This window comes from Caballeronia sp. SL1002 (assembly GCF_057814995.1).
The window spans coordinates 3077289-3102896 of record NZ_JBYMUW010000002.1; the positions used below are offsets into that span (position 1 = coordinate 3077289).

Annotated in this window: 26 protein-coding genes; 12 read left to right on the top strand and 14 right to left on the bottom strand. The window is 62.1% G+C overall.

What is annotated here, in order from left to right; all coding sequences use genetic code 11:
• Nucleotides 1-137 precede the first annotated feature (137 nt).
• Complete coding sequence (locus tag AC3D25_RS16615) at nt 138-560, top strand: response regulator (RefSeq protein ID WP_488889446.1); 423 nt, start codon at nt 138-140, stop codon at nt 558-560.
• Between the two features lie 234 nt (nt 561-794).
• On the opposite strand, the gene AC3D25_RS16620 is transcribed toward AC3D25_RS16615, so the two are convergent.
• From AC3D25_RS16620 to AC3D25_RS16635, 4 genes are all read right to left on the bottom strand, one after another.
• A complete protein-coding gene (locus tag AC3D25_RS16620; RefSeq protein WP_488888469.1) occupies nt 795-1934 on the bottom strand; it encodes an IS481 family transposase in 1140 nt (379 codons plus the stop codon).
• Between the two features lie 202 nt (nt 1935-2136).
• Nucleotides 2137-2346, bottom strand: a complete 210-nt coding sequence (locus AC3D25_RS16625) for a hypothetical protein (RefSeq protein WP_488889447.1) — start codon at nt 2344-2346, stop codon at nt 2137-2139.
• Nucleotides 2347-2848: 502 nt separating this feature from the next.
• Nucleotides 2849-3655, bottom strand: a complete 807-nt coding sequence (locus AC3D25_RS16630) for an endonuclease/exonuclease/phosphatase family protein (RefSeq protein ID WP_488889448.1) — start codon at nt 3653-3655, stop codon at nt 2849-2851.
• A gap of 41 nt (nt 3656-3696) precedes the next feature.
• Complete coding sequence (locus AC3D25_RS16635; RefSeq protein ID WP_488889449.1) at nt 3697-4227, bottom strand: hypothetical protein; 531 nt, start codon at nt 4225-4227, stop codon at nt 3697-3699.
• A 312-nt stretch (nt 4228-4539) separates the two neighbouring features.
• Here AC3D25_RS16635 and AC3D25_RS16640 point away from each other — a divergent pair, with 312 nt between their 5' ends.
• The 4 genes from AC3D25_RS16640 (at nt 4540) to AC3D25_RS16655 (ending at nt 8771) form a co-directional block, all read left to right on the top strand.
• Nucleotides 4540-5517 carry an AAA family ATPase gene (locus AC3D25_RS16640; protein ID WP_488889450.1) on the top strand — a complete coding sequence of 326 codons (978 nt, stop codon included), beginning with the start codon at nt 4540-4542 and terminating at the stop codon, nt 5515-5517.
• A 188-nt stretch (nt 5518-5705) separates the two neighbouring features.
• Nucleotides 5706-6806 (top strand): NAD(P)/FAD-dependent oxidoreductase, encoded by a 1101-nt coding sequence (locus tag AC3D25_RS16645; RefSeq protein WP_488889451.1) that lies wholly within the window; start codon nt 5706-5708, stop codon nt 6804-6806.
• A 142-nt stretch (nt 6807-6948) separates the two neighbouring features.
• On the top strand, nt 6949-7263 hold the full coding sequence (locus AC3D25_RS16650; RefSeq protein WP_488889452.1) for a high-potential iron-sulfur protein: 315 nt from the start codon (nt 6949-6951) through the stop codon (nt 7261-7263).
• A 200-nt stretch (nt 7264-7463) separates the two neighbouring features.
• On the top strand, nt 7464-8771 hold the full coding sequence (locus AC3D25_RS16655) for an MFS transporter (RefSeq protein ID WP_488889453.1): 1308 nt from the start codon (nt 7464-7466) through the stop codon (nt 8769-8771).
• A 191-nt stretch (nt 8772-8962) separates the two neighbouring features.
• On the opposite strand, the gene AC3D25_RS16660 is transcribed toward AC3D25_RS16655, so the two are convergent.
• The 3 genes from AC3D25_RS16660 to AC3D25_RS16670 all read right to left on the bottom strand — a co-directional run bounded on the left by AC3D25_RS16660 (nt 8963) and on the right by AC3D25_RS16670 (nt 11050).
• Nucleotides 8963-9688, bottom strand: a complete 726-nt coding sequence (locus AC3D25_RS16660) for a hypothetical protein (protein WP_488889454.1) — start codon at nt 9686-9688, stop codon at nt 8963-8965.
• Nucleotides 9689-9967: 279 nt separating this feature from the next.
• Nucleotides 9968-10234, bottom strand: a complete 267-nt coding sequence (locus AC3D25_RS16665) for a hypothetical protein (protein WP_488889455.1) — start codon at nt 10232-10234, stop codon at nt 9968-9970.
• A 57-nt stretch (nt 10235-10291) separates the two neighbouring features.
• A complete protein-coding gene (locus AC3D25_RS16670; RefSeq protein WP_488889456.1) occupies nt 10292-11050 on the bottom strand; it encodes a Mut7-C RNAse domain-containing protein in 759 nt (252 codons plus the stop codon).
• Nucleotides 11051-11113: 63 nt separating this feature from the next.
• On the opposite strand from AC3D25_RS16670, the gene AC3D25_RS16675 reads away from it, so the two are divergent.
• The 3 genes from AC3D25_RS16675 (at nt 11114) to AC3D25_RS16685 (ending at nt 12979) form a co-directional block, all read left to right on the top strand.
• Nucleotides 11114-12007: an NAD(P)-dependent oxidoreductase gene (locus tag AC3D25_RS16675; protein ID WP_488889724.1), complete on the top strand. Its 894-nt coding sequence runs from the start codon at nt 11114-11116 to the stop codon at nt 12005-12007.
• 133 nt (nt 12008-12140) lie between these two features.
• Nucleotides 12141-12605 (top strand): hypothetical protein, encoded by a 465-nt coding sequence (locus tag AC3D25_RS16680; RefSeq protein ID WP_488889457.1) that lies wholly within the window; start codon nt 12141-12143, stop codon nt 12603-12605.
• A gap of 8 nt (nt 12606-12613) precedes the next feature.
• Nucleotides 12614-12979, top strand: a complete 366-nt coding sequence (locus AC3D25_RS16685; protein WP_488889458.1) for a response regulator — start codon at nt 12614-12616, stop codon at nt 12977-12979.
• A gap of 131 nt (nt 12980-13110) precedes the next feature.
• On the opposite strand, the gene AC3D25_RS16690 is transcribed toward AC3D25_RS16685, so the two are convergent.
• The 6 genes from AC3D25_RS16690 to AC3D25_RS16715 all read right to left on the bottom strand — a co-directional run bounded on the left by AC3D25_RS16690 (nt 13111) and on the right by AC3D25_RS16715 (nt 19586).
• Nucleotides 13111-13899: an OmpW/AlkL family protein gene (locus tag AC3D25_RS16690; protein WP_488889725.1), complete on the bottom strand. Its 789-nt coding sequence runs from the start codon at nt 13897-13899 to the stop codon at nt 13111-13113.
• Nucleotides 13900-14021: 122 nt separating this feature from the next.
• Nucleotides 14022-15248 (bottom strand): DUF2957 domain-containing protein, encoded by a 1227-nt coding sequence (locus AC3D25_RS16695; protein WP_488889459.1) that lies wholly within the window; start codon nt 15246-15248, stop codon nt 14022-14024.
• 61 nt (nt 15249-15309) lie between these two features.
• On the bottom strand, nt 15310-16698 hold the full coding sequence (locus AC3D25_RS16700) for a DUF2957 domain-containing protein (RefSeq protein ID WP_488889460.1): 1389 nt from the start codon (nt 16696-16698) through the stop codon (nt 15310-15312).
• Nucleotides 16699-17156: 458 nt separating this feature from the next.
• The gene (gene argC, locus AC3D25_RS16705) at nt 17157-18110 is read right to left on the bottom strand and encodes an N-acetyl-gamma-glutamyl-phosphate reductase (protein WP_488889461.1); all 954 of its coding nucleotides are present in this window, start codon (nt 18108-18110) and stop codon (nt 17157-17159) included.
• A gap of 189 nt (nt 18111-18299) precedes the next feature.
• Nucleotides 18300-18866: a flavodoxin family protein gene (locus AC3D25_RS16710; RefSeq protein WP_488889462.1), complete on the bottom strand. Its 567-nt coding sequence runs from the start codon at nt 18864-18866 to the stop codon at nt 18300-18302.
• 162 nt (nt 18867-19028) lie between these two features.
• Entirely contained in the window at nt 19029-19586 is a 558-nt protein-coding gene (locus AC3D25_RS16715) for a YbhB/YbcL family Raf kinase inhibitor-like protein (protein ID WP_488889726.1), read from the bottom strand.
• A gap of 327 nt (nt 19587-19913) precedes the next feature.
• On the opposite strand from AC3D25_RS16715, the gene AC3D25_RS16720 reads away from it, so the two are divergent.
• Nucleotides 19914-20627 (top strand): response regulator, encoded by a 714-nt coding sequence (locus tag AC3D25_RS16720; protein ID WP_488889463.1) that lies wholly within the window; start codon nt 19914-19916, stop codon nt 20625-20627.
• A gap of 60 nt (nt 20628-20687) precedes the next feature.
• Here the strand turns inward: AC3D25_RS16720 and AC3D25_RS16725 are convergent, their stop codons facing one another.
• On the bottom strand, nt 20688-21374 hold the full coding sequence (locus tag AC3D25_RS16725; RefSeq protein ID WP_488889464.1) for an orotate phosphoribosyltransferase: 687 nt from the start codon (nt 21372-21374) through the stop codon (nt 20688-20690).
• Nucleotides 21375-21396: 22 nt separating this feature from the next.
• Here AC3D25_RS16725 and AC3D25_RS16730 point away from each other — a divergent pair, with 22 nt between their 5' ends.
• The 3 genes from AC3D25_RS16730 to AC3D25_RS16740 all read left to right on the top strand — a co-directional run bounded on the left by AC3D25_RS16730 (nt 21397) and on the right by AC3D25_RS16740 (nt 25526).
• Nucleotides 21397-21540 (top strand): hypothetical protein, encoded by a 144-nt coding sequence (locus tag AC3D25_RS16730; protein WP_488889465.1) that lies wholly within the window; start codon nt 21397-21399, stop codon nt 21538-21540.
• A 218-nt stretch (nt 21541-21758) separates the two neighbouring features.
• Nucleotides 21759-22988 (top strand): MFS transporter, encoded by a 1230-nt coding sequence (locus AC3D25_RS16735; protein ID WP_488889466.1) that lies wholly within the window; start codon nt 21759-21761, stop codon nt 22986-22988.
• A 264-nt stretch (nt 22989-23252) separates the two neighbouring features.
• Complete coding sequence (locus tag AC3D25_RS16740) at nt 23253-25526, top strand: NADP-dependent malic enzyme (protein WP_488889467.1); 2274 nt, start codon at nt 23253-23255, stop codon at nt 25524-25526.
• Nucleotides 25527-25608: the final 82 nt, after the last annotated feature.

The following is a 25608-nucleotide window of genomic DNA, read 5'->3' on the forward strand; positions in this document are numbered from 1 at the left end:
GGACAGGGGCGGCGGCGCATTTACGCCCGGCGAATGCGTGTGCTAAAGTGCCGCAAAATTACTTGTTTTATCTCAAAAACACAGCGTGCCGGTGGGGTCAGGATGAGCGCGCTGTCGATCGACCGCCAAGGAATGCAATGAACAGTACAGACGTCGCGAACGACGCCATCGGGGAGCCGCGTCGCGTGTTGCTCGTCGACGACAGCGTCGATGCGGCGCAAGCCATGTCGATGTTGCTGGAGACGCTCGGCCACGATGTGCGCACGATGCACGATGGACCGAGCGCGCTCGCGGATGTGGACGCGTTCAAGCCCGAAGTGGTGATTCTGGACATTGGACTGCCCGGTATGGATGGATTTGAGGTCGCGCGTCAGATGCGCTCGCGTCCTGCCACGCGGTCGGCGTTGTTGCTTGCGCTCACGGGTTACGGTGGCGAGGCCGACCGGCAGCGCTCGCGGGAAGCCGGGTTTGATCATCATCTGGTGAAGCCCGTGTCGTTCACGGATATCGAGGCGCTCATTGCGCGGTCTTTTGGGCCGCACGCTAGCCGGAACGTTTAGGGTTTTTGGTTTTTGCTGGCGCTTGTGGTTCTGGGTGCTGGTGGTTTTTGGCAGTTTGCTCGGGGTTTTGGTTGCTCGCGCTTTGGTTTTGTTTGCTTGTGGTTTCTGGGAACTTGCTTTCGTGTAGGTCTATTAGCTCGCCGCTGTGCGCGGCAGCAGTCACTTTCTTTGCTGCTGTGTACGGACCGGAGACATAGTTGACACATGTACGAGGACATCGTTGACACCTGATGTTCAGGGTTTTGCTGCTTTCAGGTCAAGTTTTGCAATGCGTTGATGGGCAAACCAGAACTCAATTACGCCGTCTTCGTCGTGCTTTGGACGTGCGGCCACGTACAGCCCTTTGAGCGCAGTCGACAGACGCAGCGCCTCGCCTCTGAAACGCACCAGGCCATTTGAATTGACCCGCAGCACTTCATCGGCAGGCCCGTATTGCGGTTCTGGCAGATGCTCGGGCATCGCTCGCGGGCTGGGTTGGTAGCGGCTCACCGGCGTCGCCAGGTCCAGCGCCTCATGCGGGCGTTGCGTGTTGTACACCTGTCGCCAGCGTTCCAACTCCTGCTGCACGTGGGCGTGGGTCGTGAACACGTGCCGCGCCAGCACTTCAGCTTTCAGCGACCGATGGAATCGCTCATCCTTGCCATTCGTCTGAGGATGATACGGTCGGCTGTAGCTCACGTGAATACCCAGTCTGATCAGCCACACCGCGAGCTCGGTCAACTGGCCCGGCGCGCTCGGGGAACCCCACGGCGCACCGTTATCGGTATTGATGCGTGACGGTAGCCCATAGCAGCGAAACGCCCGCTCGAGCTCGGTCTGCACGACTTCCGTGGTTGTCCGGCCGCAGGCGGCGAGCACGATGTTAAAGCGCGAGTGATCGTCGAGCACCGTCAGCGGCGCACAGCGGCCACCCTCCAGGGTCGGGAAATCGCCCTTGAAATCCATCTGCCACAGCGCATTCGGATGCTCGTGCTCGAAGCGCTGCCAGGGCCGCTGCGGTCTGTCCTCAGGCGCGTGGAGCAGGTCGTGACGGCGCAGGATCTCGGTGATCGTGGAGGGTGCGGGCACATTGGCGTGGCCGAGATCTTGCAGACGACGCTCGATCTTGCGTCCGCCCCAGCCGTACTCGCGGCGCAGGTCGAGCACGACGGCGACGATCTCATCGGATGAGCGCGCGGGACTGTCGTGCGGACGACGCGAGCGATCGACGAGACCTTCAAGGCCTTGCGTCGAGTGGCGGGCAAGCCACTTGTAGCCGGTCTGGCGGCTGACGTTGAAACGTCGGCACAACTCGCTGAACGGCACGCTCCGTTGGGTGGCGAGTTGAACGAATTCCTGTCGGAGACTCATGGTGTCTTTTACGTTCCAGGGCATGGGAGGATTTCGGGCGTTCGATTACCCGAAAGTGTCAACCATGTCTCCGTACACCTGTCAGCTATGTCTCCGGTCTGTACACTGCTGCAAAGAAAGTAACCAAAGAAAGCAGCGTGACCGTCTAAGTGTCCATCACGACCCGTAACCCGGAGTGGTGCGCAAGCTGATTCGACCATCGCACCACAAAACAGAGTGGAGCCGCTCATTCATCCCCGCAGGCATAAATGCCTGCCGGTAAGGCATAACCGAAAAACCAAACCAAACCAAACCAAACCAAACCAAACCAAACCAAACCAAACCAAACCAAACCAAACCAAACCAAACCAAACCAAACCAAACCAAACCAAACCAAACCAAACCAAACCAAACCAAACCAAACCAAACCAAACCAAACCAAACCAAACCAAACCAAACCAAACCAACCGACGGTTTTTCAAATATGCCCGTCGTCCAAGCGTAGCGAGGATGGAACTGACAGGCGCTGTGCCAATACGGATAACGGCGCGATAGCCGAGTCAGCCTGCGCGCCTATCCGCGAGGTTATTCGAGGTGGACACTTAGGCGGATAAGCTGCTTTCTTTGGTTACTTTCTTTGCAGCAGCAAAGAAAGTGACTGCTGCCGCGCATAGCGGCGTGCTAATAGACCTACACGAAAGCAAGTTTCCAAGAAGCGCCCGAACATCTGCCGGTGTAATCCAATCTCAAGCCGCCCCACGGCGCCAAACCGCCGCTGGTTTCTTTGGTTACTTTATTTGCAGCAAGCCAAAGAAAGTGCCTGCTGCTGCGCATAGCGGCGAGCTAATAGACCTACACGAAAGCAAGTTCCCAGAAAGCGCTGAACAGCAGCACCAAACCCTGCTGGAAGCGAAAACCGCAAGAGCGCTAAACCCTAAACCCAAGCGCCAGCGCCCCGTTCACTCTACGTGAAGCCGCGCCATATACGGCAAATGATCCGAAAGCCAAGCCGTGTCTTGCGTCGGCGTAATCCACTCGACGGGTTTCATCCCTCGCACGAACATCTTGTCCAGCGCGAGCGCCGGCGAGAACGCCGGAAACGTCCGCCCCGATTCCCCGAGCAAGGTCGCGACTTCGTTCATGCCCAGTTCGCCGAACAACGGCACCGAATCATTGCGCCAATCGTTGAAATCGCCCGCCAGCACGAGCGGGCCGTCCGGCGCTTCCCGCGCGATCCAGTGCGCAATCCAGTTCATCTGACGCAAGCGCGCCGAGCGCGTGAGGGCCAGATGTGCGCAGAGCAAAGTGATCGAACGTCCGGCGAAGGTCGCGCGCGCGACGAGCAGGCCGCGCCGTTCGAACCGGTGCGCGGAAATATCCCAGCGGCCGCCGAGGTCGAGCGGATGCGGCGACAGAATGGCGTTGCCATGCCGCCACGATGGCTTGAACACGTTCGGCCCAAGCGCGATCTGGAGTTCGAGCGCAGTCGCGATTTCGGTCGCCTGACAATGCCAGATGTCCTCCGGCGGCGCGGCGAGCGGATTGCCGAAACCCGTGGCGAGCAAGGGCTGCGGCATGCGGCGTGCCATCGCTTCCTGAAGGAAATACGCGTCGGCACGGGTGGACTGCACCCAGCGCTGCATCGCGCTCCACGCCTGAAGGCCGAGCGGCGAGCGGCCCTTGTGCAGGTTCCAGCTCACCGCGACGAAATCCGGCGCTTCAAGCGTCGCGGGCGGACTGGCGGGAAGAAGTTCGGGATTTCGCATGCGTATCTGTCGTGGACCGCGCGGCTCGTGGCGTCACGGTGTCATTGAGCCGGCGTGCTCAAGCTGGCGCGCACCCGGTAGGTCAGTGAAGGATTCTTTTCGATGATCGTCCAGCTCGACCACTCGCCCGGCTTCAGCACCAGCCCCGGATGCGAGGCGTTCACCTGGCGCGGCTGCGGCGGCAGCTTGCAGCCTTCGGCGGTGGTCCGGTTCGACGGATCTTCGAGCGTTTCCTGCGCCTCGATGGACAGCGTCACGTCGTCGGCGCTCGCGTGGACCGGCGAGAGCGTCAGCGTGCGCTGCAAGTCGATATCGCCCGCCGGCTGGTCCGCACAGCCTACGCGGTTTTTGACGACGTGGTGATGCGTATCGGTACGCGCCTGGCCCACGCTCGTCGTGCCGGAAAACGCGTCGATCTGCTGGCCGTCGCTCATCACCTGAAGCTCCCACTTGACCGGTTGCGGCATCGCGACCTGCGCCTCGGCCGCAACGGAACCGGCGAGCGCGGCGGCGCACAGCGCGCTTCGGGCAATCGATCGGACGGTGCTTCGGACGGTGCTTCGTTTCAGCATGGGGCGCATTTCTCCGGCGAAGTTGTTTTCTGACAGCGACATGGCGGCGGGGTTCAGGCCGCGAGCGAGACTGGCCGCGTACACATGGAGCACGATCCGCACCTGAATTCGCTTGGGCTTGAATGGACGGCGAACCGATAACTCCGCCGCGTTCCGCCGATAATTCTTTAATCATACAAGCGGATCGGTTTTACAGCCCGGAGCGCCGCCGCGCGCCACCATTAGCAGCACACGCCGGAGAGTGCTCGCTTGCGCGCCCATTTCTCGTCGATGACACTGAAACCGCCGATTCACAAAAAGACGGGGTGCGAGATGTCAACAGCCGTGGTCAAACAGGAACTTTCGGTCGCGTCGTTCAGCGAGGTGTACAGCCTCGACGACGTCGAGGCCGCGCTCAACGATCTGACCGAGGGCGCGAGCGACGCGCTGCGCGCCACCTACGAAAAGATGCTGAAGGCGGGTAATCTGCGCTTTTGCGTAAAGCCGAACCGCATGCCGTCCATCGACGATCTGGTCGGCGCGCTGCCGAATTTCGAGGAACCGCTGGCCGATATCCGCAAGCAGATCGCGCTGTGTCTCGAAACCGAGGACCGCCTCGAACTCATGCCGATGCTGCTGCTCGGCGACCCCGGCATCGGCAAGACGCATTTCGCGCGACAACTGGCGCGTTTGCTTGGCACGTCGTGTCACTACGTCGCGATGAGTTCGCTCACGGCCGGCTGGATTCTCTCGGGCGCGTCGTCGCAATGGCGCAACGCCAAGCCGGGCAAGGTTTTCGAGGCGCTCGTGAACGGCAGCTACGCGAATCCGGTGATCACCGTGGACGAAATCGACAAAGCCACCGGCGACGCGCAATACGATCCGCTCGGCGCGCTCTACGCGCTGCTCGAACACGACACCGCACAAAATTTCACCGACGAGTTCGCGGAAGTGCCGATCAACGCGGGCAACGTCGTGTGGATCGCGACCGCGAACGACGCGCGCGCGATTCCCGAACCGCTGATGAACCGCATGAACGTGTACGAGATTCCGCCGCCGGATCGCGATGGCGCGCGCCGGATCGCGCAGTCGATCTACGACGGAATCCGCACGTCGCACGTGTGGGGACGGCGCTTTCCGGAAACGCTCGGCGACGCACCGCTCGACGCGCTGACCCGCGCTTCGCCGCGCGCGATGCGCCGGGCGATGCTGAACGCGTTCGGCAACGCGCGGATCGACGGTCGGCACGTGGTTGAAGCGCGCGATATCGAAATCGATCATGCGGGACGCAAGAAAGCGATCGGATTCTGAAAGCGTGGCTTGTGGAAAACTTGCCAAAAAAGCCACTGAAAGGTGGTTTTTTTGACAAAAGGCCCGCTATTTCTTGCCTTTTCCGGAATGCCTTCAAAAAGCGGTGAAATGAACGGTCGTTTGTTGTGCAACGTGCAATAGTCGGACGCATAGAATGTAATCATCAATGTGGCGCGAGACGAAACGACATGGATCAGATCGAATGCGTGGTGATCGGCGCGGGCGCGGTCGGACTCGCGATCGCGCGGGCGCTGGCCGCGCGCGGCCGCGAAGTGATGGTGCTGGAAGCCGGCGAGGCGATCGGGACCGGCACGAGTTCGCGCAACAGCGAAGTGATCCACGCGGGCATCTATTACCCGCGCGGTTCGCTGAAAGCGGAACTCTGCGTCAAAGGCCGCGCGATGCTGTACGACTTTTGCGCGACGCATGGCGTCGAACATCGCCGATGCGGCAAGCTGCTCGTCGCCACCGCACGCAACCAGCTTCCGCAACTCGCCGCGATCGAACAGAAGGGCATCGAGAATCGCGTTACCGGACTGGTGCGCCTTTCGGGCGCGGACGCGATGGCGATGGAGCCGCAGCTTCAGTGCGTGGAAGCGGTGTATTCGCCGGAAACCGGCATCGTCGATAGCCATCAGTTCATGCTCGCCCTGCAAGGCGACGCCGAGCGCCACGGCGCGAACATCGCGTTTCACACGCCGGTCGAGGCGATCGACGCGCGCGACGGCCGCTTCGTCGTGACGACCGGCGGCGAAGCGCCCGCGCGCTTCCAGGCCGCGTGCGTGGTCAACAGCGCCGGGCTGTACGCGAACGCGCTTGCGGCGCGGATCAACGGTCTCGACGACCGTCACGTGCCACCGCTCTATTTCGCGAAGGGCAACTACTTCAGCGTGAGCGGACGCGCGCCGTTCGACCGCCTGATCTATCCGATGCCGAACGAAGCGGGCTTGGGCGTGCATCTCACCATCGATCTTGGCGGTCAGGCAAAATTCGGCCCGGACGTGGAATGGGTCCAGTCGATCAACTACGACGTCGATCCCGAACGCGCCAACGCGTTCTATTCGGCGATCCGCGCTTACTGGCCGGGCCTGCCCGACGACTCGCTGCAGCCAGCCTACGCGGGGATCCGCCCGAAACTTTCGTGTCCGGGCCAGGCGGCGGCCGATTTCATCATCCAGGGCAAATCGGCGCACGGCGTGCCGGGACTCGTGAACCTGTTCGGCATCGAGTCGCCGGGATTGACGGCGTCGCTCGCCATCGCGGAAAAAGTGGCGGACATGCTGCGCTGATCGCGTTCGATCGCCGGTCAGCCGTCACATTTCGTCGTCGGTTATCTTTGAAATTTGGGTCGTTCGCTGCGCCTTCACGTTGTTATGCTCGGGCATCGCCGTCGCCAGAACGGCGTTCCCCCAATACAGTGGAGTCGCCTCGATGAAAGCATCACGCCGCACATTCCTCATTTCCAGCGCGGGCGTCGTCTCGACGCTGGCGCTCTCGCGCACCGCGTTCGCCGCCGACGCCCAGAAGGTCGCCGAATCCGATCCGACCGCGCAGGCGCTGGGTTACAAGCTCGACGCAGCCACCGTCGACAAAGCCAAGTTCCCGAAATACGCCGCCGGCCAGGATTGCGGCAATTGCTCGTTCTATCAGGGCAAGGCCGCCGACGCTTATGCCGGCTGCCCGATGTTCGGCGCGAAGCAAGTGGCGTCGAAGGGCTGGTGCAACGCATACAACAAGAAGGCCTGAACGCAAAAAGCCTGAGAGAGCAGCACCGTAGTAAGCAGCGCGCCGGGCGGACATGCCCGGCGCGCTTTTCGTCGTCGCTTGATTACGCTCCCCTTGCTCTTTACACTCGCCAAGGCACGAAGCACGGGGCGTCGATTCGCCCGAGTCCGCATCCCGCTGCACACGACAACAACAGCAGTGCGCCCAAGGGCGGGGGAATCATGGCAACAGACAATCGCACTACAAGGACTACGCCGAACACGCGTGCCGTGGCGGCGGCGGTGATCGGCAATGCGCTCGAATGGTACGACTTCACGGTGTTCGGTTTCATGACCGTCGTGATCGCGCAATTGTTCTTTCCCACCGACAGCGACTATTCCTCGATCCTTCTCACCACCGCGACCTTCGGCGTCGCGTTCGTGATGCGGCCCGTCGGCGGCATCGTGCTCGGCCTCTACGCCGACCGCGCGGGACGCAAGGCCGCGCTCACGATGGTGATCGCGCTGATGACGCTCGGCATCTTCCTGCTCGCCATCGCGCCGCCCTACTCGGCGATCGGGATCGGCGCGCCGCTCGTGATCGTGTTCGCTCGATTGTTGCAGGGCTTCTCGGCGGGCGGCGAGTTCGGCAGTTCGACTGCCTTGCTGATCGAATCGGCGCCGTTCTCGAAGCGCGGTTTCTACGGCAGTTTCCAGATGGCGAGTCAGGCGGCGGCGCTGCTGCTCGGCGCGGTCGTCGGCGCGGCGATTTCGCGCGGCCTGTCGCCCGAAGCGCTACATGCGTGGGGATGGCGCGTGCCGTTCATTCTCGGGCTGGTGATCGGGCCGGTCGGTTTCTACATTCGCCGCAACATGACCGATACCGAAGCCTTCCTGCACGCGAAGAAAACCGCGCGACCGGCGACGCTCGGCGAAGTGCTGCGCAGTCACGGCCGTGAAGTGCTGTGCGGTCTCGGCGCGGTGATTGCGCTGACGGTGACGGTGTATGTGTTGATCGGCTATTTGCCGACCTTCGCGGTGAAGCAGTTGAAGCTGCCGTTCGGCGAGTCGTTCACCGCGTTGATCGTGGGAAATTTGCTGCTGACGGTGCTGTCGCCGGTCGCGGGCGCGTGGTCCGATCGGATTGGCCGCAAGGGACTTTCGATGTGGTCGCTGCTCATCACGCTCGTGTTGATCTACCCGCTGTTTCTGTGGCTCGCCGCCGCGCCGAGCGTGCTGCGGCTCGTGATCGTGCAGGCGCTTTTGTCGATTACGTTGTCCGGGTACTACGGACCGTTCGGCGCGCTCCTTGCCGAGCTTTTTCCGGCGCATATCCGATCGACCGGCTTGTCGCTTGCCTATAACCTCGCGGTGATGGTGTTCGGCGGGTTCGGGCAATTCTTCGTGACGTGGCTCGTAAAGGCCACCGGTTCGCCGATTGCGCCCGCGTTCTATGTGATGGGGGGGATTGTGCTTTCGCTGATCGCGGTGGCGTGTATTCCGGCGACGCGCCATGTCGATGTTGATGAGGCACGGGGAGGAGCGGCCTGAGGCTGGCCGGGGTTCGGTCTTGGGTTCTGGGTTTGGGTTTGGGTATGGGTTTGCTAGCGCCCAGTCGTTTGTTTGCTTGCGCTTGCTGGGAACTTGCTTTCGTGTAGGTTTATTAGCACGCCCCTGTGCGGGGCAGCAGTCACTTTCTTTGCTGCTGCAAAGAAAGTAACCAAAGAAAGCAGCGTGACCTACTAAGCGTCCACCACGAACGGTCGCCGGGAGTGGTGCGCAAGCTGATTCGGCCATCGCACCACAAAAACAAAGTGGAGCCGCTCATTCATCCCGGCAGGCACAAAGTGCCTGCCAGTAAGGTATAACCGAATAAAGCCAAACCAAACCAAACCAAACCAAACCAAACCAAACCAAACCAAACCAAACCAAACCAAACCAAACCAAACCAAACCAAACCAAACCAAACCAAACCAAACCAAACCAAACCAAACCAAACCAAACCAAACCAAACCAAACCAAACCAAACCAAACCAAACCAAACCAAACCAAACCAAACCAAACCAAACCAAACCAAACCAAACCAAACCAAACCAAACCAAACCAAACCAAACCAAACCAAACCAAACCGCCGGTTTTTTGTTATGCCCATCGTCCTCGCGCAGCGAGGATGGAACTGACAGGCGCTGTGCCAATACGAATAACTGCGCGACAGCCGAGTCAGCCTGCGCGCCTATCCGGTTGGTTATGTGTGGTGGACACTTGACGGATAAGCTGCTTTCTTTGGTTACTTTCTTTGCAGCAGCAAAGAAAGTGACTGCTGCCGCGCATAGCGGCGTGCTAATAGACCTACACGAAAGTAAGTTCCCAAGAAGCACTGAACAACCAAACAAAAGCGCCAGCGACCCAAGACTGGTCAAGTTCCCAAGAAGCACAGAACAACCAAAACAAAAGCGCCAGCGACCCAAGACTGGTCAAGTTCCCAAGAAGCGCAGAACAACCAAACAAAAGCGCCAGCAACCCAAGACTGGTCAAGTTCCCAAGAAGCACAGAACAACCAAAACAAAAGCGCCAGCGACCCAAGACTGGTCAAGCTCCCAAGAACCACAGGCAAACAAAAGCAAAAGCGCCAGCAACCCAAGACCTGGTCAAGTTCCCAGGAAGCGCCAACCGACAAAAGCAAAGGGCGCTAGCAAAACCGCCAGCCCCGGCAAACAAAACCAAAGCGCCAGCAAAACCACACCGGTCTATCTCTTAAGCCCACCCGCAACCAGCAGCTCGGCGAGCACTTCCGCCATACCCCCCTCGTGCGCGGCAGCCCGCTCCTGCAACTGCTCCACCAGCGCGCTATCGAGCTTGCACGCGAACGGCACAAGTCCCTTTTCCTGATCCAGCCGACGCTGCTCACGGCGATCGAGTTTCGGCTGAGCAGTGGCGCCAAAACGTGCGCCGCTTTGCTTCAGGTCGTTGGCGAGCTTGAGCGCCTTGTTTTTTTCGAGGTCGAATTTCTTCACGCGAAGCTCCGGGACAGTAATTGAGACGAATACGGGACGCGTATTGTACGAGCTTTGTCACGCGCCGCCTTCCGGCGACAACGCATCGATGCGCGAACGCATGCGTTTCCAGTGCGAGCCTTCCCAAAATACGCGGCGGCAGACGTCGCAGGTGACGAAGCGCGTGTGCCGCTCGCGCACGCCTTCGGGCACGCGGCCGTCGATCTCGTCGAGGTCCGCGCGACGCAGCGGCGCGTTGCACATCAGGCACAGCCGGAACGGCCGCACGCGCGGCGCAAGGTTCAACCGCGCGGCCACCTCGCGATACTGCGCGTCGCCCTGCAGCGCACGCACGTAGCAGCCGTGTTCCACGCTGCGGCGCTTCAGCAGTTCGCGGTCGCGCGTCAGCACGACGCGTCGTTCGCGGGCGGCCAAGCGTTCGATTTCGTCGTCGGCGAAATGGTTGTCGTAGCGCGTGTCGAAGCCCGCGAGCCGCAGCAACTGGGCGAGCGCGCCGAGATGCGCATCGGCGATAAAACGCAATTCGTCCGTCCCGAGCGATTCGCGCAGAAGCGGCGAGCCGCCGAGCCACAGCGCGGGTGCTGCACCCGCCGGATACACCTCGACCGTCGCGCTGTCGGGCAACGGCGTATCGAAGCCAGCCGGCGCGCCGTTCAGGAGAATCAGCGCGACTTCGGTGTGCGGCACGCCGAGTGCTTCGATCATGTGCTTGGCGCTCGCCGCCGCCGGACACGCGGACGAAAACGCGCGCTCGCGCTGCTCCCGCGCAAGAAATTCGTTCAGTTCGCGATAGAAACGAAACGTCGCCGTGACCATGAAAGCAGTATCGCATCGGCGCGCGCTGCATGCTTCGGGACGTTGTGATCTACTCGATTTTCAATTTCGACAAGGAGCACCGGCATGGACATCGGCTTTATTGGACTGGGTGAAATGGGCAGCGCGATGGCGGCGAACGCGCTCAAGGCCGGACACAGCGTGCGCGTCTGGAACCGTTCACGCGAACGCACGAAGGCGATCGCGGATCTGGGCGCATCGGTCGTGGACACGCCCGAGCAAGCGTTCGCGGGCGACGCCGCGTTCTCAATGCTCGCCGACGACACCGCGCTGCGCAGCGTGCTGATCGACGGCGGACTGCTGCGGCACGCGCCGAAAGGGCTGGTCCACGTCAACATGGCGACCGTTTCGGTCGCGCTCGCCGACGAACTCGCCGCGCTGCACGCGCAGCACGGCATCGCGTATGTCGCCGCGCCCGTGCTCGGCCGGCCGGATGTGGCGGCGGCGGGCAAGCTGAATATCATCGCGGCGGGCGCGGACGACGCCATCGCGCGCGTGCAGCCGATTTTCGACGCGATCGGCCAGAAAACGTGGCGCGCCGGGACGACGCCGTCGCACGCCAACGTGCTGAAGCTGGCGGCGAACTTCATGCTGGCGTCGGCGATCGAGACGTTCGGGGAGGCGGCCGCGCTGATCTCGAACCACGGTATCGACGTGCATGGTTTCCACGATCTCATCACGAACACGATTTTTCCCGGACCGGTGTATCAGGGTTACGGGAAGATGATCGCCGACGCGCGCTACGAACCGGCGGCGTTCAAGGCGCGGCTCGGACTGAAGGACGTGCGGCTCGCGCTCGCTGCGGGCGATGCCGTGAACACGCCGCTGCCGGTGGCGAGCCTCTTGCGCGACAACCTGATCGACGTGCTCGCGCATGGCGACGGCGATCTGGATTTCGCGGTGCTCGGCAAGATCGCGGCGCGGCGCGCGGGGAAGTGATCGCGGCATCGGAGTTGCTGTAAAAGCAGCGCCGAACCATACGCTGGCGAACATACGCAGCGCTTGGCCTGAGCGCAGACTCGCTCTCCAGTTGTCTGCGGAAAAGCAGAATAAAGACTTACGGAGACGCGACATGAACGCCGGGCGAGCGCTGTTGGACAATGCGAACGCGCGTCTGCGCGACGTGGTGGCATTGGGCGCGGCGTGCTGCGCGTTGTTATCGATATGCGACGCTCGCGCCGACGACGCGCCGAGTCCGTGCATCGCCCTCAAACGGATCGTGGCCGCTGCGCCGGATTTTGCCGCGCTGTCGCCGGACGACGGCCGCGCCGCCGCGCAACCCTACGGCGACGACGCCCGTTGCGCCGCGCGCGCGGGCAGTTACGAATGTTTGTGGACCGCAAAAAACGCGAGCGGCGCGGACGCGCTGCAAGGTGTCGCCGCCGATATCGCGTCGTGTCTGCCCGATGCCACGCACGATCAGAATTCTCCAACCCGCCAGCATTTCTATCTCGGCGCGCCCGCGAAGCGCACGCAGATCACGGCCTCCACGACGGGCGCGGGCGCGGTGAAACTCGTCGTTTCCGGCAACCGGTGAGGTGTTCCATGACGAAGCGCATCCTGATTGCCGACGATGACGACGACGCGCTGGCCGGTCTCGCGAATCTGCTGAACGGCATGGGTCACATCGTGGCGCTGGCGGCCGACGGCGCGCAAGCCGTGCATGTTGCGCAGCAATTTTCGCCCGAGGTGGTGATTCTGGATCTCGGGATGCCGCTTCTCGACGGGCTCGCCGCGGCGCAGGCGTTGCGCGCGTCGCCAAATGGCGGCGCGATGTTGCTGGTCGCGCTGACAGGTTGGGGACAGCCGCAGCATCGGGCGATGACGCAGGACGCCGGATTCGACGTGCATCTCGTCAAACCGATTTCGGCGGATCAACTCACTTTCATACTCTCGATGACCGAGCCGTGAGGCGGATCGACGCACCGCTGCAAAAATTGTTGCAACGCACCAATGTTTTTGCTAAAGTCGTTTCTGTCTCCTCCATGTCTCCACTGATATGGATTCAGCCCGCCAACTAGGCGGGCTTTTTTTTGGCATTTTCAAAAGCGATACGACACCGCGACGAACGTGATGATCGGATCGGCTTTCAGGTCCGCTTTCGACGTCGCCAGTTCCGTGCCGTCGGCGGCCTTGATGATGACCGACGAGGTCGTCTTCAGCGGGATATACGTGACCGACGCGATCAAGCCCCAGTGCTTGTCGAAGTTGTACATCGCGCCGAGATTGAAAACGGGCGCCCACGACGACGAAGCCTTCGCCTCCACCGACGTTTTCCCCGGCTTCCCCGCGCCCGCCGCGAGAGTCGCGCCGAGATTCTCCTGCGTCGAGGCGACGAATCCGTCCGTCAGCTTGATGTTCGAAAAGTAGTTATACGACACGCCGACACCGACAAACGGCCGCAGGCTCGCCGTCGGCGCGTTGAAGTAATACTGGAACAACAACGCCGGACTCCACTGGCGCACGCTTTTCACGAGCGGATTCGTTTCGTCGAGATTCTGGCTGCCGAGCGCGCCCGCCGGGCCGGGCGGACGAATCGTGCCGTGTCCCTGAATCTCGAAAGTCGGGGGCACGCCGCCCACGAACGTTCCCGCGATGTGATCGGTGAAAAAGTGGGTGAACGTCAGGCCGACGGTGTCGGCGCTTTTGGTCGAAAGGCTTGTGCCTTCGGACGTGAACTGGGCGGGCAGGCGCAGCGGCGTGTTGATCGGCGTCGGCGCGACGTGGGTGGTCATCGGCGTGCTCGAATCCTGCGGCATGATGTGAAACCAGCCGAGACCGACCACGTTGTCGCCCGCGGCTTGCGCCCGAGCGTTATTCACGGCCAGCATGGCCGTTCCCGACACGACGATCCCCGCCGCGAGCCGGGCGTAGTGCTTGTTCATGTTGTCTCCCTTCAGCCTTTTCGTGCGGGACGGTCGGGCCGGACGCGCCGGCCGCCGCCTTCTGAATGTCACTGGACGAACGCGCCGATCGTGAAATACGGCGCGGTGGCGTCGCTCAGGTCGAGGTAGCCGAATACGCCGCCGGAAAAAATCAGCTTGCCCGTCGGCGCCGCGCCGGTCGAAGCGTTGACGACCGTCGAGGTGACGAGGCCGGGAACCGCCTGCGTGTAGTCGAGATTCAGCGCGCGCGCGAGCGACGCTTGCGACGGCTGGAACGGGTCGATCAGCGTTGCCTGCGTGCCGGCGATCGCGGTCGTGCGGTAGTTGAAGAGGTTATCGACGCCGACGTACTCGCCGTTCACCGCGCCCGACGCCACGTTTTGCTGCGGCGCGAGCATCGAGATGCCGGATTCGTCGTCGGCGTAGGGCAGGCCTTTCGTGATGTCAGCGTTGGCGGAGCCGGTGCGGATCAGGATCGGCACGAGCTGATTGCGCAACTTGCCGACGATCATGTAGCCCTTGCCGACCGTCGTCGCCGATTCCGTCGGCTTCACCTGGCCCAGGAAATTGTTGGTCACGAACGCGCCGCTGCCATCCGGCGACGGCGTGAAGTTCGAACCCGCCTGCTGGCATTCGCCGGCGTTGATGCCGGTGTTGTCACACTCGTTCCAGGTGCCGTCGGCGTTGATGGTGATCTTCGAATCCACCGCGACTTTCGCGTAGGTCTGCGAGGGCACTTCGTGATAACCCAACTGGTTATACGTTCCGGCCACGTTCGCCAAGTTCGTTTCGAGCGTCGAAAAGCCGATGAACGGGTAATACGGGAACGTTCGATCCGGCACGAAACCCTGACCGACGACGCCGTTGAACTGAAGCCGCTTGCCCGGAATCGTGCCGCCCGCCACGCCGAAGCCGACGAAAATCCGCGCGGGCCGCGTCGGATCGAGGCTCGCGCCGTTCAGTTGATACGCGCACTGGTTGAGCTTGGTCGTCGGCAGGCCGGTTTCCATTGTCAGCGTGCCGGTTTGCGTGGTGCCGGCGCGTGTCGGCGAAATCGTGCCGGTCGTGACCGGAATCGGCGATTCGACATAGGTGATTTGCCACGTGAGTTTGGCGGTATCGAGTTGCAGTTTGACGAGTTCGCCGTCGCCGCCGCCGCCGGTGAACGCGGTGCTGTAGTCGAGCGATGCCGGACAGAGCCGCACGACAGGCGGCTGCGGCGCGTCGCTGCCGCCGCCGCACGCCCACAAGAGCGGTGCCGCGCAAACCACCGCCACGAGAGTTCTCCAATTCATGCTGCTGCCTCCTGATGTTTTCTTTTTGTCGCGGCCGGATGCGCCGGCCGCGTGCTCACGGTTACTTGCTGATCTGCGCGCCGATGCCGAAGTACGGGCTCGCGAGTGTGTCGCCGTTCACCGACGAAGGCGTCGGCCCGCCGTTCACCGCACCGCCGACGAACATCGCGTAAAGACCGCCGACTGCGATCAGCCGCCCGAGGCTGCCGTCCTGCGTCTGCGCGATGACGAGACCCGGCACGTTGCTCGCCGTGTAGTTCATGCCGAAGCCGGTTTCGGCCTGTTGCGTCATCGGATTCAGGAACGAGCCGACCTGGTTCTGCAGCAACGTCGCCGTGTACTTGAAGTTCGAATCCGCGCCGACGTAGCCGCCGTTGATATCGCCCGACGCAATCGGCTTGATCGGCGCGAGCATGGCGATGCCTGATTCGTCGTCCACTTGCGGCGACGTGAGGACGGGGTTGACCTGACCGGTTCGCACGACCACCGGCACGATCTGGCCGTTGAGTTTGCCGAGCACCATGTGCGCGCTCGCGACGATCGGGAACGGTCCCAGGAGGCCGTCGTCGCTTTTGCGCGGCGCTTCGATTTGCGGGGCGTTCGCGCTCGTGAAATAGCTGCCTTTCGAGTCCGCCAGCCACGGGTTCTGCGCCGTCTGGCAAGTCGTGAACGCTTGTCCGGGCAACGCCGTGCAGCGGCCGGCGGCGTCGTAGCTTTCTAGCGAAGTGAGGCCCGCGGCCTTGAATTTGTCGGAAGGGACGAGGTGATACAGCAGCGAGGTGTAATTCCCCGCGAGATCCGCGACGTTCGTGCTCACGCTCGAAAAGCCGATGAACGGATAGAAGTCGAAGCTGCGCGCCGCGACGGCGAATTCCTTCGCGACGACGATATCGACGCCCGGGAAACTGATCTTGCCGCCCGGAATACCGCCGCCCGCGACGCCGTTGCCGACGAACACGATCGGGGGATTCTGCGGGTTGAAGTAGGTCGCGTAGGCGGAACCGTCCGATGCGGCGCCCGCGCCCGGCGTGAGGACGAAAGCGCAGCGGGTTTGCTCGTCGGTCGGGAGGCTGCCTTTCGGAAGATGCGCAACCGCGCCGGTCACGGTGGTGCCCGCGCGCGTCGGCGTCACGGTGCCCGCGACGAGCGGGATCGGCGATTCCAGCCACTTCAGCGTGTACTTCATGTTCACGGCGTCGATGTTGATGCTGACGATCTCGCCGCTGCCCGCGCCGCCGAGATACGTGTTCGCGCCGATATCCGCATTCGCCGGACAAAGCGGGGCCGGTCCCGCGCCGATTGCCGGCGCGCCCTGCGTGCCGCAACTCGCGCCCGAGCACTGCGGCGTGTTGATCGGACCCGGATTGTCGGACTTGCCGCCGCCGCAGGCGATCAGCAAGGGAGCGGTGGCGAACGCGACCGCGAGAGTTTTTGAAATGGCATGCCGCATACCGCTGTCTCCCTATTTTATGTTGTGCGTCGGTAATTTCACTTCGCACTTTCTAGCTGTCAGTCGACGAAAAAATCTAAAAGATGCGATTAAAACAGCGGTTTTCCAGCGAATCCTGTACTGGCGGGCCGTTCAGGCCGAGTTGAAACAAAAATTTTGCTCGCGCGACGAATCACGAAAGAAAGTTCTGACAGACGCTCAAAACTCAGCACAGTCGCCGCAAAACCGCCTAATAATCAACGAACGAACGTTCGTTTAAATATTCGGAGATTCCCTATGCGGCACTTATTTCGGTGCGCTCGGATTCAATGTCGGGAATTGTTACTTCGGGAAGATCTTGAAAGGCCAGCGAGCGCGGCCAGAATGAAAAAGCCGGCTTCATCATTCGATGAAGCCGGCTTTTTGCGTTGCTTTCTACGCTACGCGCCGGACCGCAAACCCGGCGGAGCGAACGAGATTTAGCGCGCGAGACCCGCCTGTTCGTCGGCGCCGATGTGCAGATTCATACATTGGATAGCCGCGCCCGACGCGCCCTTGCCGAGATTGTCGAGGCGCGCGACGGTGACGAAACGCTCTTCGTTGCCGAACACAAAAAGGTCGACGCGATTCGTGTCGTTACATGCCTGAACGTCGAAAAAGCCGTCGTCGAGATTGCTGTCCGCGTCGAAGGGCATCACGCGGATAAACGGCTCGCCCGCGTAGTACTCGGCGAACAGCGCCTGCACGTCCTGCGGTTTCGCCGCGCGGCTCAACTGATCGGGCGAAAAATACGTGGTAACGGCCAGCCCTTTCAGGAAATTGCCGACGATCGGCGTGAACACGGGTTTTTTCGTCAACCCCGACCGGACCGCCATTTCCGGCAGATGCTTGTGGCCGAGCGCAAGCGCGTAAGGACGCGGGCTCGTGAGCTTCGCGTTGCCGCCCGCTTCGAACTCCGCGATCATTTTCTTGCCGCCGCCGCTGTAGCCGGTGATCGAATACGCGTGGGAGTCGAAATTGGCGGGAACGAGGCCGCCCGCCACGAGCGGTTGCATCGCGAGAATGAACGCCGACGCGTGGCAACCCGGCACGGCGATGCGCTTGGCCGTGCGCAGCCGCTCGCGCTGGGCGCGGGTGAGTTCGGGCAGGCCGTAAGCCCAGTCGTCCTGCGTGCGGAACGCCGTGCTCGCGTCGATCACGCAGGTGCGCGTGTTGCCCGCGTCCACCAGCGACACCGACTCGCGCGACGCCGTGTCCGGCAGGCACAGGAACGTCACGTCCGACGCGTTGATGAGCCGGCGGCGTTCCTCGACGTCCTTGCGCTTCGCTTCCTCGATGCGCAGCACCTCGATGTCACGCCGCTCCGACAGATATTCAAAAATCTTCAGGCCGGTCGTGCCTTCCTGTCCGTCGACAAATACTTTCGTGGTCATCTCGATCTCGCTTGTTCGCGCTAACAACGCAGATCCGTCGGACCTCGCGCGAAAGCGGCCAAAAGCGATATTTTAATGCGCTTTGATGTCGATTGGACGGCGGCCAAGCGAGATTGGCCGAACGGACGAGTGGCCGTGTCCCCTAAAAGCGCTGCACAATCGCAGAAAGCGCCGCGAAATAAATGTCGCTCACTGCGCGATCCAGCGCGCCGTGACGCCCGCGACGCGCGCGCCGAACGCCTTCGCCGTCTCCAGATCGCCGGACGGCGGCGCTTCGTCGGGCGAGGCGTCGGCGGGCGACTGCGCGAGCAATCCCGTGAATCCGCCGACGAAATTCAGGTCGTTGCGCGTCGCCGCCTTCGTGTTGGACGGCATCATGCCGGTGCCCGTCCAGATCATGCCGTGCTGCATCGCGAGCGTGACGAAGTAGGAAATGGTCGAGAACTTGTCGCCGTTCATGGTCGCCGAGTTGGTGAAGCCTGCGGCAATCTTGTCTTTCCACTTTTGCGCGAACCAGGGCTTGGAACTGGCGTCGGCGAATTTCTTGAAGTCGGCGGACGGGCCGCCCATGTAGGTCGGCGCGCCGAAAATGATGGCGTCGGCTGCGTCGAGCTCGGCCCAACTGGCGTCGTCGAGATCGCCGACCGCGACCAGTTTTGCGTCCGCGCCGGCATCCTGCGCGCCCGCGAGCACGGCTTCGGCCACTTTTTTCGTGTGGCCGTAGCCGCTGTGATACACGATGACGATCTTCGACATGAGGGTTCCTTCGGAGAGTAGGCCGCTGCGCGTTTTGCCCGCCGGCACACGGTGCGGCGCGGGAGCGACAGTCAGTCTATAGCGTCAAATTGAGCCCCAACGTGGCGCGGCGAACGTCCGTCGTCAACGTTCGTCGTCAACGTCTGCCGTCAACGTCCGTCGTCAACGTCCATACGTCACGGTGAGGGCGGCGGTGGCGAGCGTCGATAAACGGATTTCGTGCTCGAACATCAGCGCGGGGCTACCTTGCCGGAGGCGCAGGCCGCGGCTGTCGAGCGCGTACACCGTGACGACGTAGTGATGCGGCTTGCCGGCAGGCGGGCAAGGACCGCCGTAGCCGTCGGTATCGAAATCGTTGCGCGCCTCGACCGCGCCCATCGCGCGAAGGGCGCCGGACGCGCTCGCGTTGCCGGTCAGGCGGGTGACGCTCGCCGGGATGCCCGCCACCGCCCAATGCCACCAGCCGCGGCCGGGCGCGTCGGGATCCACGATGCTGACGGCGAAACTTTGCGTCGCGGCCGGCGCGCCATGCCACGACAGCTGCGGTGAGCGGTTGCCGCCATTGCAGTCGCCCGCGTTGAAAACCTGCGCGGCAGGAACCAGCGCGTTGGGCGCGAGGTCCTGGCTTACCAAGGTGAACGGAGCCTGCGCCCACGCTGGCGACGCCGCGATCGCGCAGGCAAAAAGGGCGCTCATTGGACCGCTCATTTGGGCCGCCATACGGCTGGGAAAACGAGGCACAGCAAGACGCACGACCCAGGTTGCCAGGCGCATGATGCGGATCCTCCTGTCGAGGCGGCGTTTCGACATTCGCCGCCTATACGATGTTTTTTGTCTCAGAAATGCGTTTAATGTCAGATTCGAGTTTAACATCGCAACAAAGCATCAAAGTTGTTCGTTGGATTAAATTAACATGCGCAATCGTGCTACAACGCCGGCAATGTACATCATGGTAACGTCTGGCAAAGTAAAGAGAATTGAAATGGAAAAACACACGCTGCCTATAATGCGTAAATCGTTATTCTAATTAAGCGTCGAGGGTGAAATATGGGTCAGCGAATAAAAGTGATAATTGCCGACGACCATCCTGTGATTCTGTTCGGCGCAACGCAGGCCCTGATCAAGTTTCCCGATATCGAAGTCGTCGGCCAGGCGAGGCAATCCACCGAACTCATGGCGGTTTTACAGAAAACGCCGTGCGACGTTCTGGTTTCGGATCTCGCGATGCCCGGCGGTCAGTTCGGCGACGGCATGCCGCTGCTGGGTTATATCGGCCGGCAATTTCCCAGCGTGCGGATCGTCGTTCTCACGATGCTCGAGAACCCAGCCCTGCTGAAGCGGCTGCGCGAGGTTGGCGTAAAAGCGGTGATCAACAAATCCGACGATCTCAGCCATATCGGCCTTGCCATCACGAATGTGATGAACGGCAAGGAGTATGTCGGACCGTCCGTGCGCGCCGCGCTGGACAGTATGGGCATGACGACGAGCGGCGAACAGCGCGACGTCGTTTTATCGAAACGCGAACTCGAAGTCGTGCGGCTATTCGTATCGGGCATGACGATTACCGAAATAGCGCTTCAATTAAGGCGAAGTATTAAAACGATCAGCACGCAGAAAAACACGGCAATGCGAAAACTCGGAATTGAAAGAGATTCCGAACTGTTTCAATATGCGCAAAGTAATGGATTGCTAAATCTTTCGGCTTATGTCGGAGACGGCACCCTCGACGATCCACCTGAACCACTAAAGTCGCCCAATTAAACGGCAATAAAAAAGCCGCTCGTTCTGATCGAGCGGCTTTTAACTGATTACTCCATTTTTTTATTGCGGCGAGGACGTCGCGCCGCCGTGCGCCGCCGACCATTCGGCGGGCGCGTGGAGAAATTTCTCCACTTCGTCGAGCGTTTTGGTGTCGAAATAGCCTTCCTGCTTCGCGACCCGCAATACGTCCCACCACGTCGCCAGCGCGTGCAGATCGACGTCGATATCCTTCAGGACCGACACGCTTTCCTTGAAGATGTTGTAGTGGAACAGCACGAAGCAATGATTCACCGTCGCGCCCGCCGTGCGCAGCGCGTTGATGAAATTGATCTTGCTGCGGCTGTCCGTGGTCAGATCTTCCACCAGCAGCACGCGCTGGCCTTCGGTCAGCAAACCTTCGATCTGCGCATTCCGGCCGAAACCCTTCGGCTTCTTGCGCACGTATTGCATCGGCACCATCAGGCGGTCCGACAGCCACGCGGCAAACGGGATACCGGCCGTTTCGCCACCCGCGACGGCGTCGATCTGCTCGTAGCCGACATCGCGAAGAAGGGTGGTTTCGGCCATTTCCATCAGGCCGCGGCGCACGCGCGGATACGAAATCAGCTTGCGGCAGTCGATATAGACCGGGCTCGCCCAACCGGACGTGAAGATGTACGGTTTTTCCGCGTTGAAATGCACCGCCTGCACTTCCAGCAGCATCTTGGCGGTGGTGTCGGAGATCGTCTGGCGATCAAAGCCTGTCATGGGCGAATCCTTGGACTGAAGAGTGGCGCTTCTCGAAGCGGAAGAGGCCCAAAAGGCCCGTGGCGCAGCGATGAACGGAGCGGTGAACGAAGCGGTGAACGAAGAAGCGGCGGCGAGAAACGCCCGCTTTGCCCGCTCGTTTGATGCTCGTTTGCTGCGCGCGTAGCCCGCGATTTTACCCGACTGGGCGCGCCCAAGCGAGCGCCGAAAGGCGCGTAAAGCGCTTGAAAGCATGGAGATATTCGCCTCCGAGGCCGCGTCCAGGCCGCTGCGCGCCACTTTTTTCGCGAGTTGTGGCGCGGCGGCGCGCGACGTACACTCGGCGCACTTTTTTAGCCCTCGACGCTTCGTCCGGCCGTCGCCGCGCGCCAACCCGCCGCCTCCATGACAAACGCTTACCGTTCCACCGTCACCCGTCCGCAGTCGGGCGCGTATGCCGTCCGCGCGCTCGTCGCGTCGATGCTCGGCTACGCGATGGACGGCTTCGACCTGCTGATCCTCGGCTTCATGCTGCCGGCGATCGCCGCCGACTTGCATCTCACCTCAACGCAAGCTGGCTCACTCGTGACCTGGACGCTGATCGGCGCGGTCGCGGGCGGTCTGATCTTCGGCACGCTTAGCGACTACTTCGGCCGCGTAAAAATGCTGACCTGGACGATTCTCGTGTTCGCCGTGTTCACCGGACTGTGCGCGCTGGCGCAAGGTTACGGCGACTTGCTGTTCTACCGCACGGTCGCGGGCATCGGACTGGGCGGCGAGTTCGGGATCGGCATGGCGCTGGTCGCGGAAGCGTGGCCCGCGCGGCAACGGGCGCGGGTGTCGTCGTATGTCGGGCTTGGCTGGCAACTCGGCGTGCTCGCCGCCGCGCTGCTCACGCCGCTCCTTTTGCCGGTGATCGGCTGGCGCGGGATGTTCGCGGTCGGATTGCTGCCGGCCGTCGTGTCGTTCTTGGTGCGGCGCCGGGTGGAAGAACCGGCGATGTTTGTCGAACGGAAGGCGCTCGGGCGCGGCAAAGTGCCGCTGAAGCACCTTTTCGCCGATGCAAAAACCACGCGTGCCAGCCTCGGCGTGATCGTCTTGTGTTCCGTGCAGAACTTCGGTTACTACGGGCTGATGATCTGGCTACCGAGCTATCTCTCGAAAACCTTCGGATATTCGCTGACGAAATCCGGCCTCTGGACCGCCGCAACCGTGCTCGGCATGGCGCTCGGCATCTGGCTTTTCGGTGTCGCCGCCGACCGCTTCGGCCGCAAGCCCACGTTTCTCGCCTATCAGGCGGGCGCGGTGCTGATGGTTTTCGTCTACGCCAATCTTTCGACGCCGGCGGCGCTCCTGATCGGCGGTGCGTTGATGGGCGTGTTCGTGAACGGCATGATTGGCGGCTACGGCGCGCTGATTTCGGAGCTGTATCCGACCGAAGCCCGCGCGACGGCGCAAAACGTGCTGTTCAATATCGGTCGTGCGGTCGGCGGATTTGGCCCGGTCGCGGTCGGCGCGCTCGCCGCGCGCTACTCGTTCGCGGCGGCGCTCACGCTGCTCGCGTCCATCTATTTGCTCGATATCGCCGCGACGCTTTTCCTGATTCCCGAACGGCGCGGCGCTGAACTCGACTGACGGCCGCTGCATTGCCGTTTCCCCTCGAAAACCCCGCCGATTGGTGCGTCGCGTCAATCGGGACGCGGGGTGTACACTAATCCTCCCCCAAAAAACGCTGTCCGCCAGGGTCATCCACGCTGGCGCGACGCCGCGCCTATCCGGTGCGAAGGGGTTGCCGTCAGAACGGTTTCCGCTCGACCTGCCGCAGCCGGACATGACAACCGAACAGCAGCGGCGCAGCGACCGCATTTCCCGAAAAACTCTAAACGTCTCAGGCTAATCATGGACGAACAACTGAAGCAAAGCGCCCTCGCGTATCACCAGAATCCGAAGCCCGGCAAGATTTCGGTCACGCCGACCAAGCCGCTTTCCAACCAGTACGATCTATCGCTCGCCTATTCGCCGGGCGTCGCGGCCGCCTGCATGGCGATCTTCGACGAACCGCTCGACGCCCAGAAATACACCTCGCGCGGCAATCTGGTCGGCGTGGTGACGAACGGCACGGCAGTGCTCGGGCTCGGCAATATCGGCCCGCTCGCGGCCAAGCCGGTGATGGAAGGCAAAGGTTGCCTGTTCAAGAAATTCGCCGGTATCGACGTGTTCGACATCGAGCTCGCGGAAACCGATCCGGACAAGCTGGTCGAAGCCATCGCGATGCTCGAACCGACGCTCGGCGGCATCAACCTGGAAGACATCAAGGCGCCGGAGTGCTTCTATATAGAGAAGAAACTGCGCGAGCGCATGAAGATTCCGGTCTTCCACGACGACCAGCACGGCACCGCGATCATCGCGTCGGCGGCGATTCTCAACGGCCTGAAAGTGGTCGGCAAGAAGCTCGACGAGATCAAGCTCGTCTGTTCCGGCGCGGGCGCGGCGGCGATTGCGTGTCTGGATCTGCTCGTCGATCTCGGCCTGAAAAAGTCGAACGTGCTTGTCTGCGACTCGAAGGGCGTGATCTACGAAGGACGCGGCAATCTCGATCCGTCGAAGGAACGCTATCAGGCGACCACGAACGCGCGCACGCTGGCCGATGCCATCGACGGCGCCGACGTGTTCCTCGGCTGTTCGAGCGCCGGCGTGCTGAAGCCGGAAATGGTCAAGGTGATGGGCGACAAGCCGCTGATCCTCGCGCTCGCCAACCCGGAGCCGGAAATCCGCCCGGAAGAAGCGAAGAAGGTGCGCCCGGACGCGATCATCGCGACGGGCCGTTCGGATTATCCGAACCAGGTGAACAACGTCTTGTGCTTCCCGTTCATCTTCCGTGGCGCGCTCGACGTGGGCGCGACCACCATCACGGAAGAGATGAAGCTCGCGTGCGTGCGCGCGATCGCCGAACTCGCCGAAGAGACCGATCAAGGCGATGAAGTCGCGAAAGCCTACGAAGGCCATTCGCTCGAATTCGGTCCGGAATACCTGATTCCGAAGCCGTTCGACCCGCGCCTCATCATCAAGATCGCGCCCGCAGTCGCTCAGGCGGCAATGGATTCGGGCGTGGCGACGCGTCCGATCCACGACATGGACGCGTATCGCGAGGAACTCGGCACGACGGTGTATCGCACAGGCATGGTGATGCGGCCGGTGTTCCAGGCCGCGAAGGCCGCGCCCGCGCGCATCGTGTTCGCGGAAGGCGAGGACGAGCGCGTGCTGCGCGCCGCGCAATTCGTGCTGCTGGAAAAGATCGCGAAGCCGATCATCATCGGTCGTCCGGCCGTGGTGGAAATGCGCCTGAAGAAGATGGGCTCGAAGCTCACGCCCGGCACCGATTTCGAGATCGTCAATCCCGAGGACGACCCGCGTTATCAGCAATGCTGGCAGGAATATCACGCGATCGCCGCGCGCGAGGGCGTGACGCCGGAGAACGCGAAGGCGGCGCTGCGCAAGTTCAACACGCTGATCGGCGCGCTGCTGGTGCGTCTTGGCGACGCCGACGGCATGATCTGCGGCTTGATCGACTCGTATCACAGCCATCTGAAGTTCATCGAGCAGGTGCTGGGCAAAGCGGCCGACGTGAAGCATTTCGCCGCGATGAACCTGTTGATGCTGCCGGGCCGCAATCTCTTTATCAGCGACACCTACGTCAACGAAACGCCGACGCCCGAGCAACTCGCCGACATGACCGTGCTCGCCGCGCGCGAAATCGAGAAGTTCGGTATTACGCCGAAGGTCGCGCTGCTGTCGAACTCGAACTTCGGCAGCGTGCCAAGCGCGTCGTCGAAGCGCATGGCGGAAGCGCGCACGCTGATCGCGGCGCGCGCGCCGTCGCTCGAAATTGATGGCGAAATGCACGGCGACGCAGCGTTGTCGGAAGTGGTGCGCAAGGCCGCGTTCCCGGGCACGACGCTGACCGGCGAGGCGAACCTGCTCATCATGCCGAACGTGGAAGCCGCGAACATCACGTACAACATGCTCAAGATGGTGAGTGGCGAAGGCGTGACCGTCGGACCGTTCCTGCTCGGCGTCGACAAGCCGGTTCACATCCTGACGCCGGCGGCGACGGTGCGGCGGATTATCAATATGACGGCGGTGGCGTCGGCGAACGCGCGGGCTGGGAAGTAGGGCTTGGTTTGAACGGACGCGCGGTTTAGCGCGTCGGGTTTGTCTGTTGAAGAGCGGCGCTCCGGTCTCGGAGCGCCGCCTT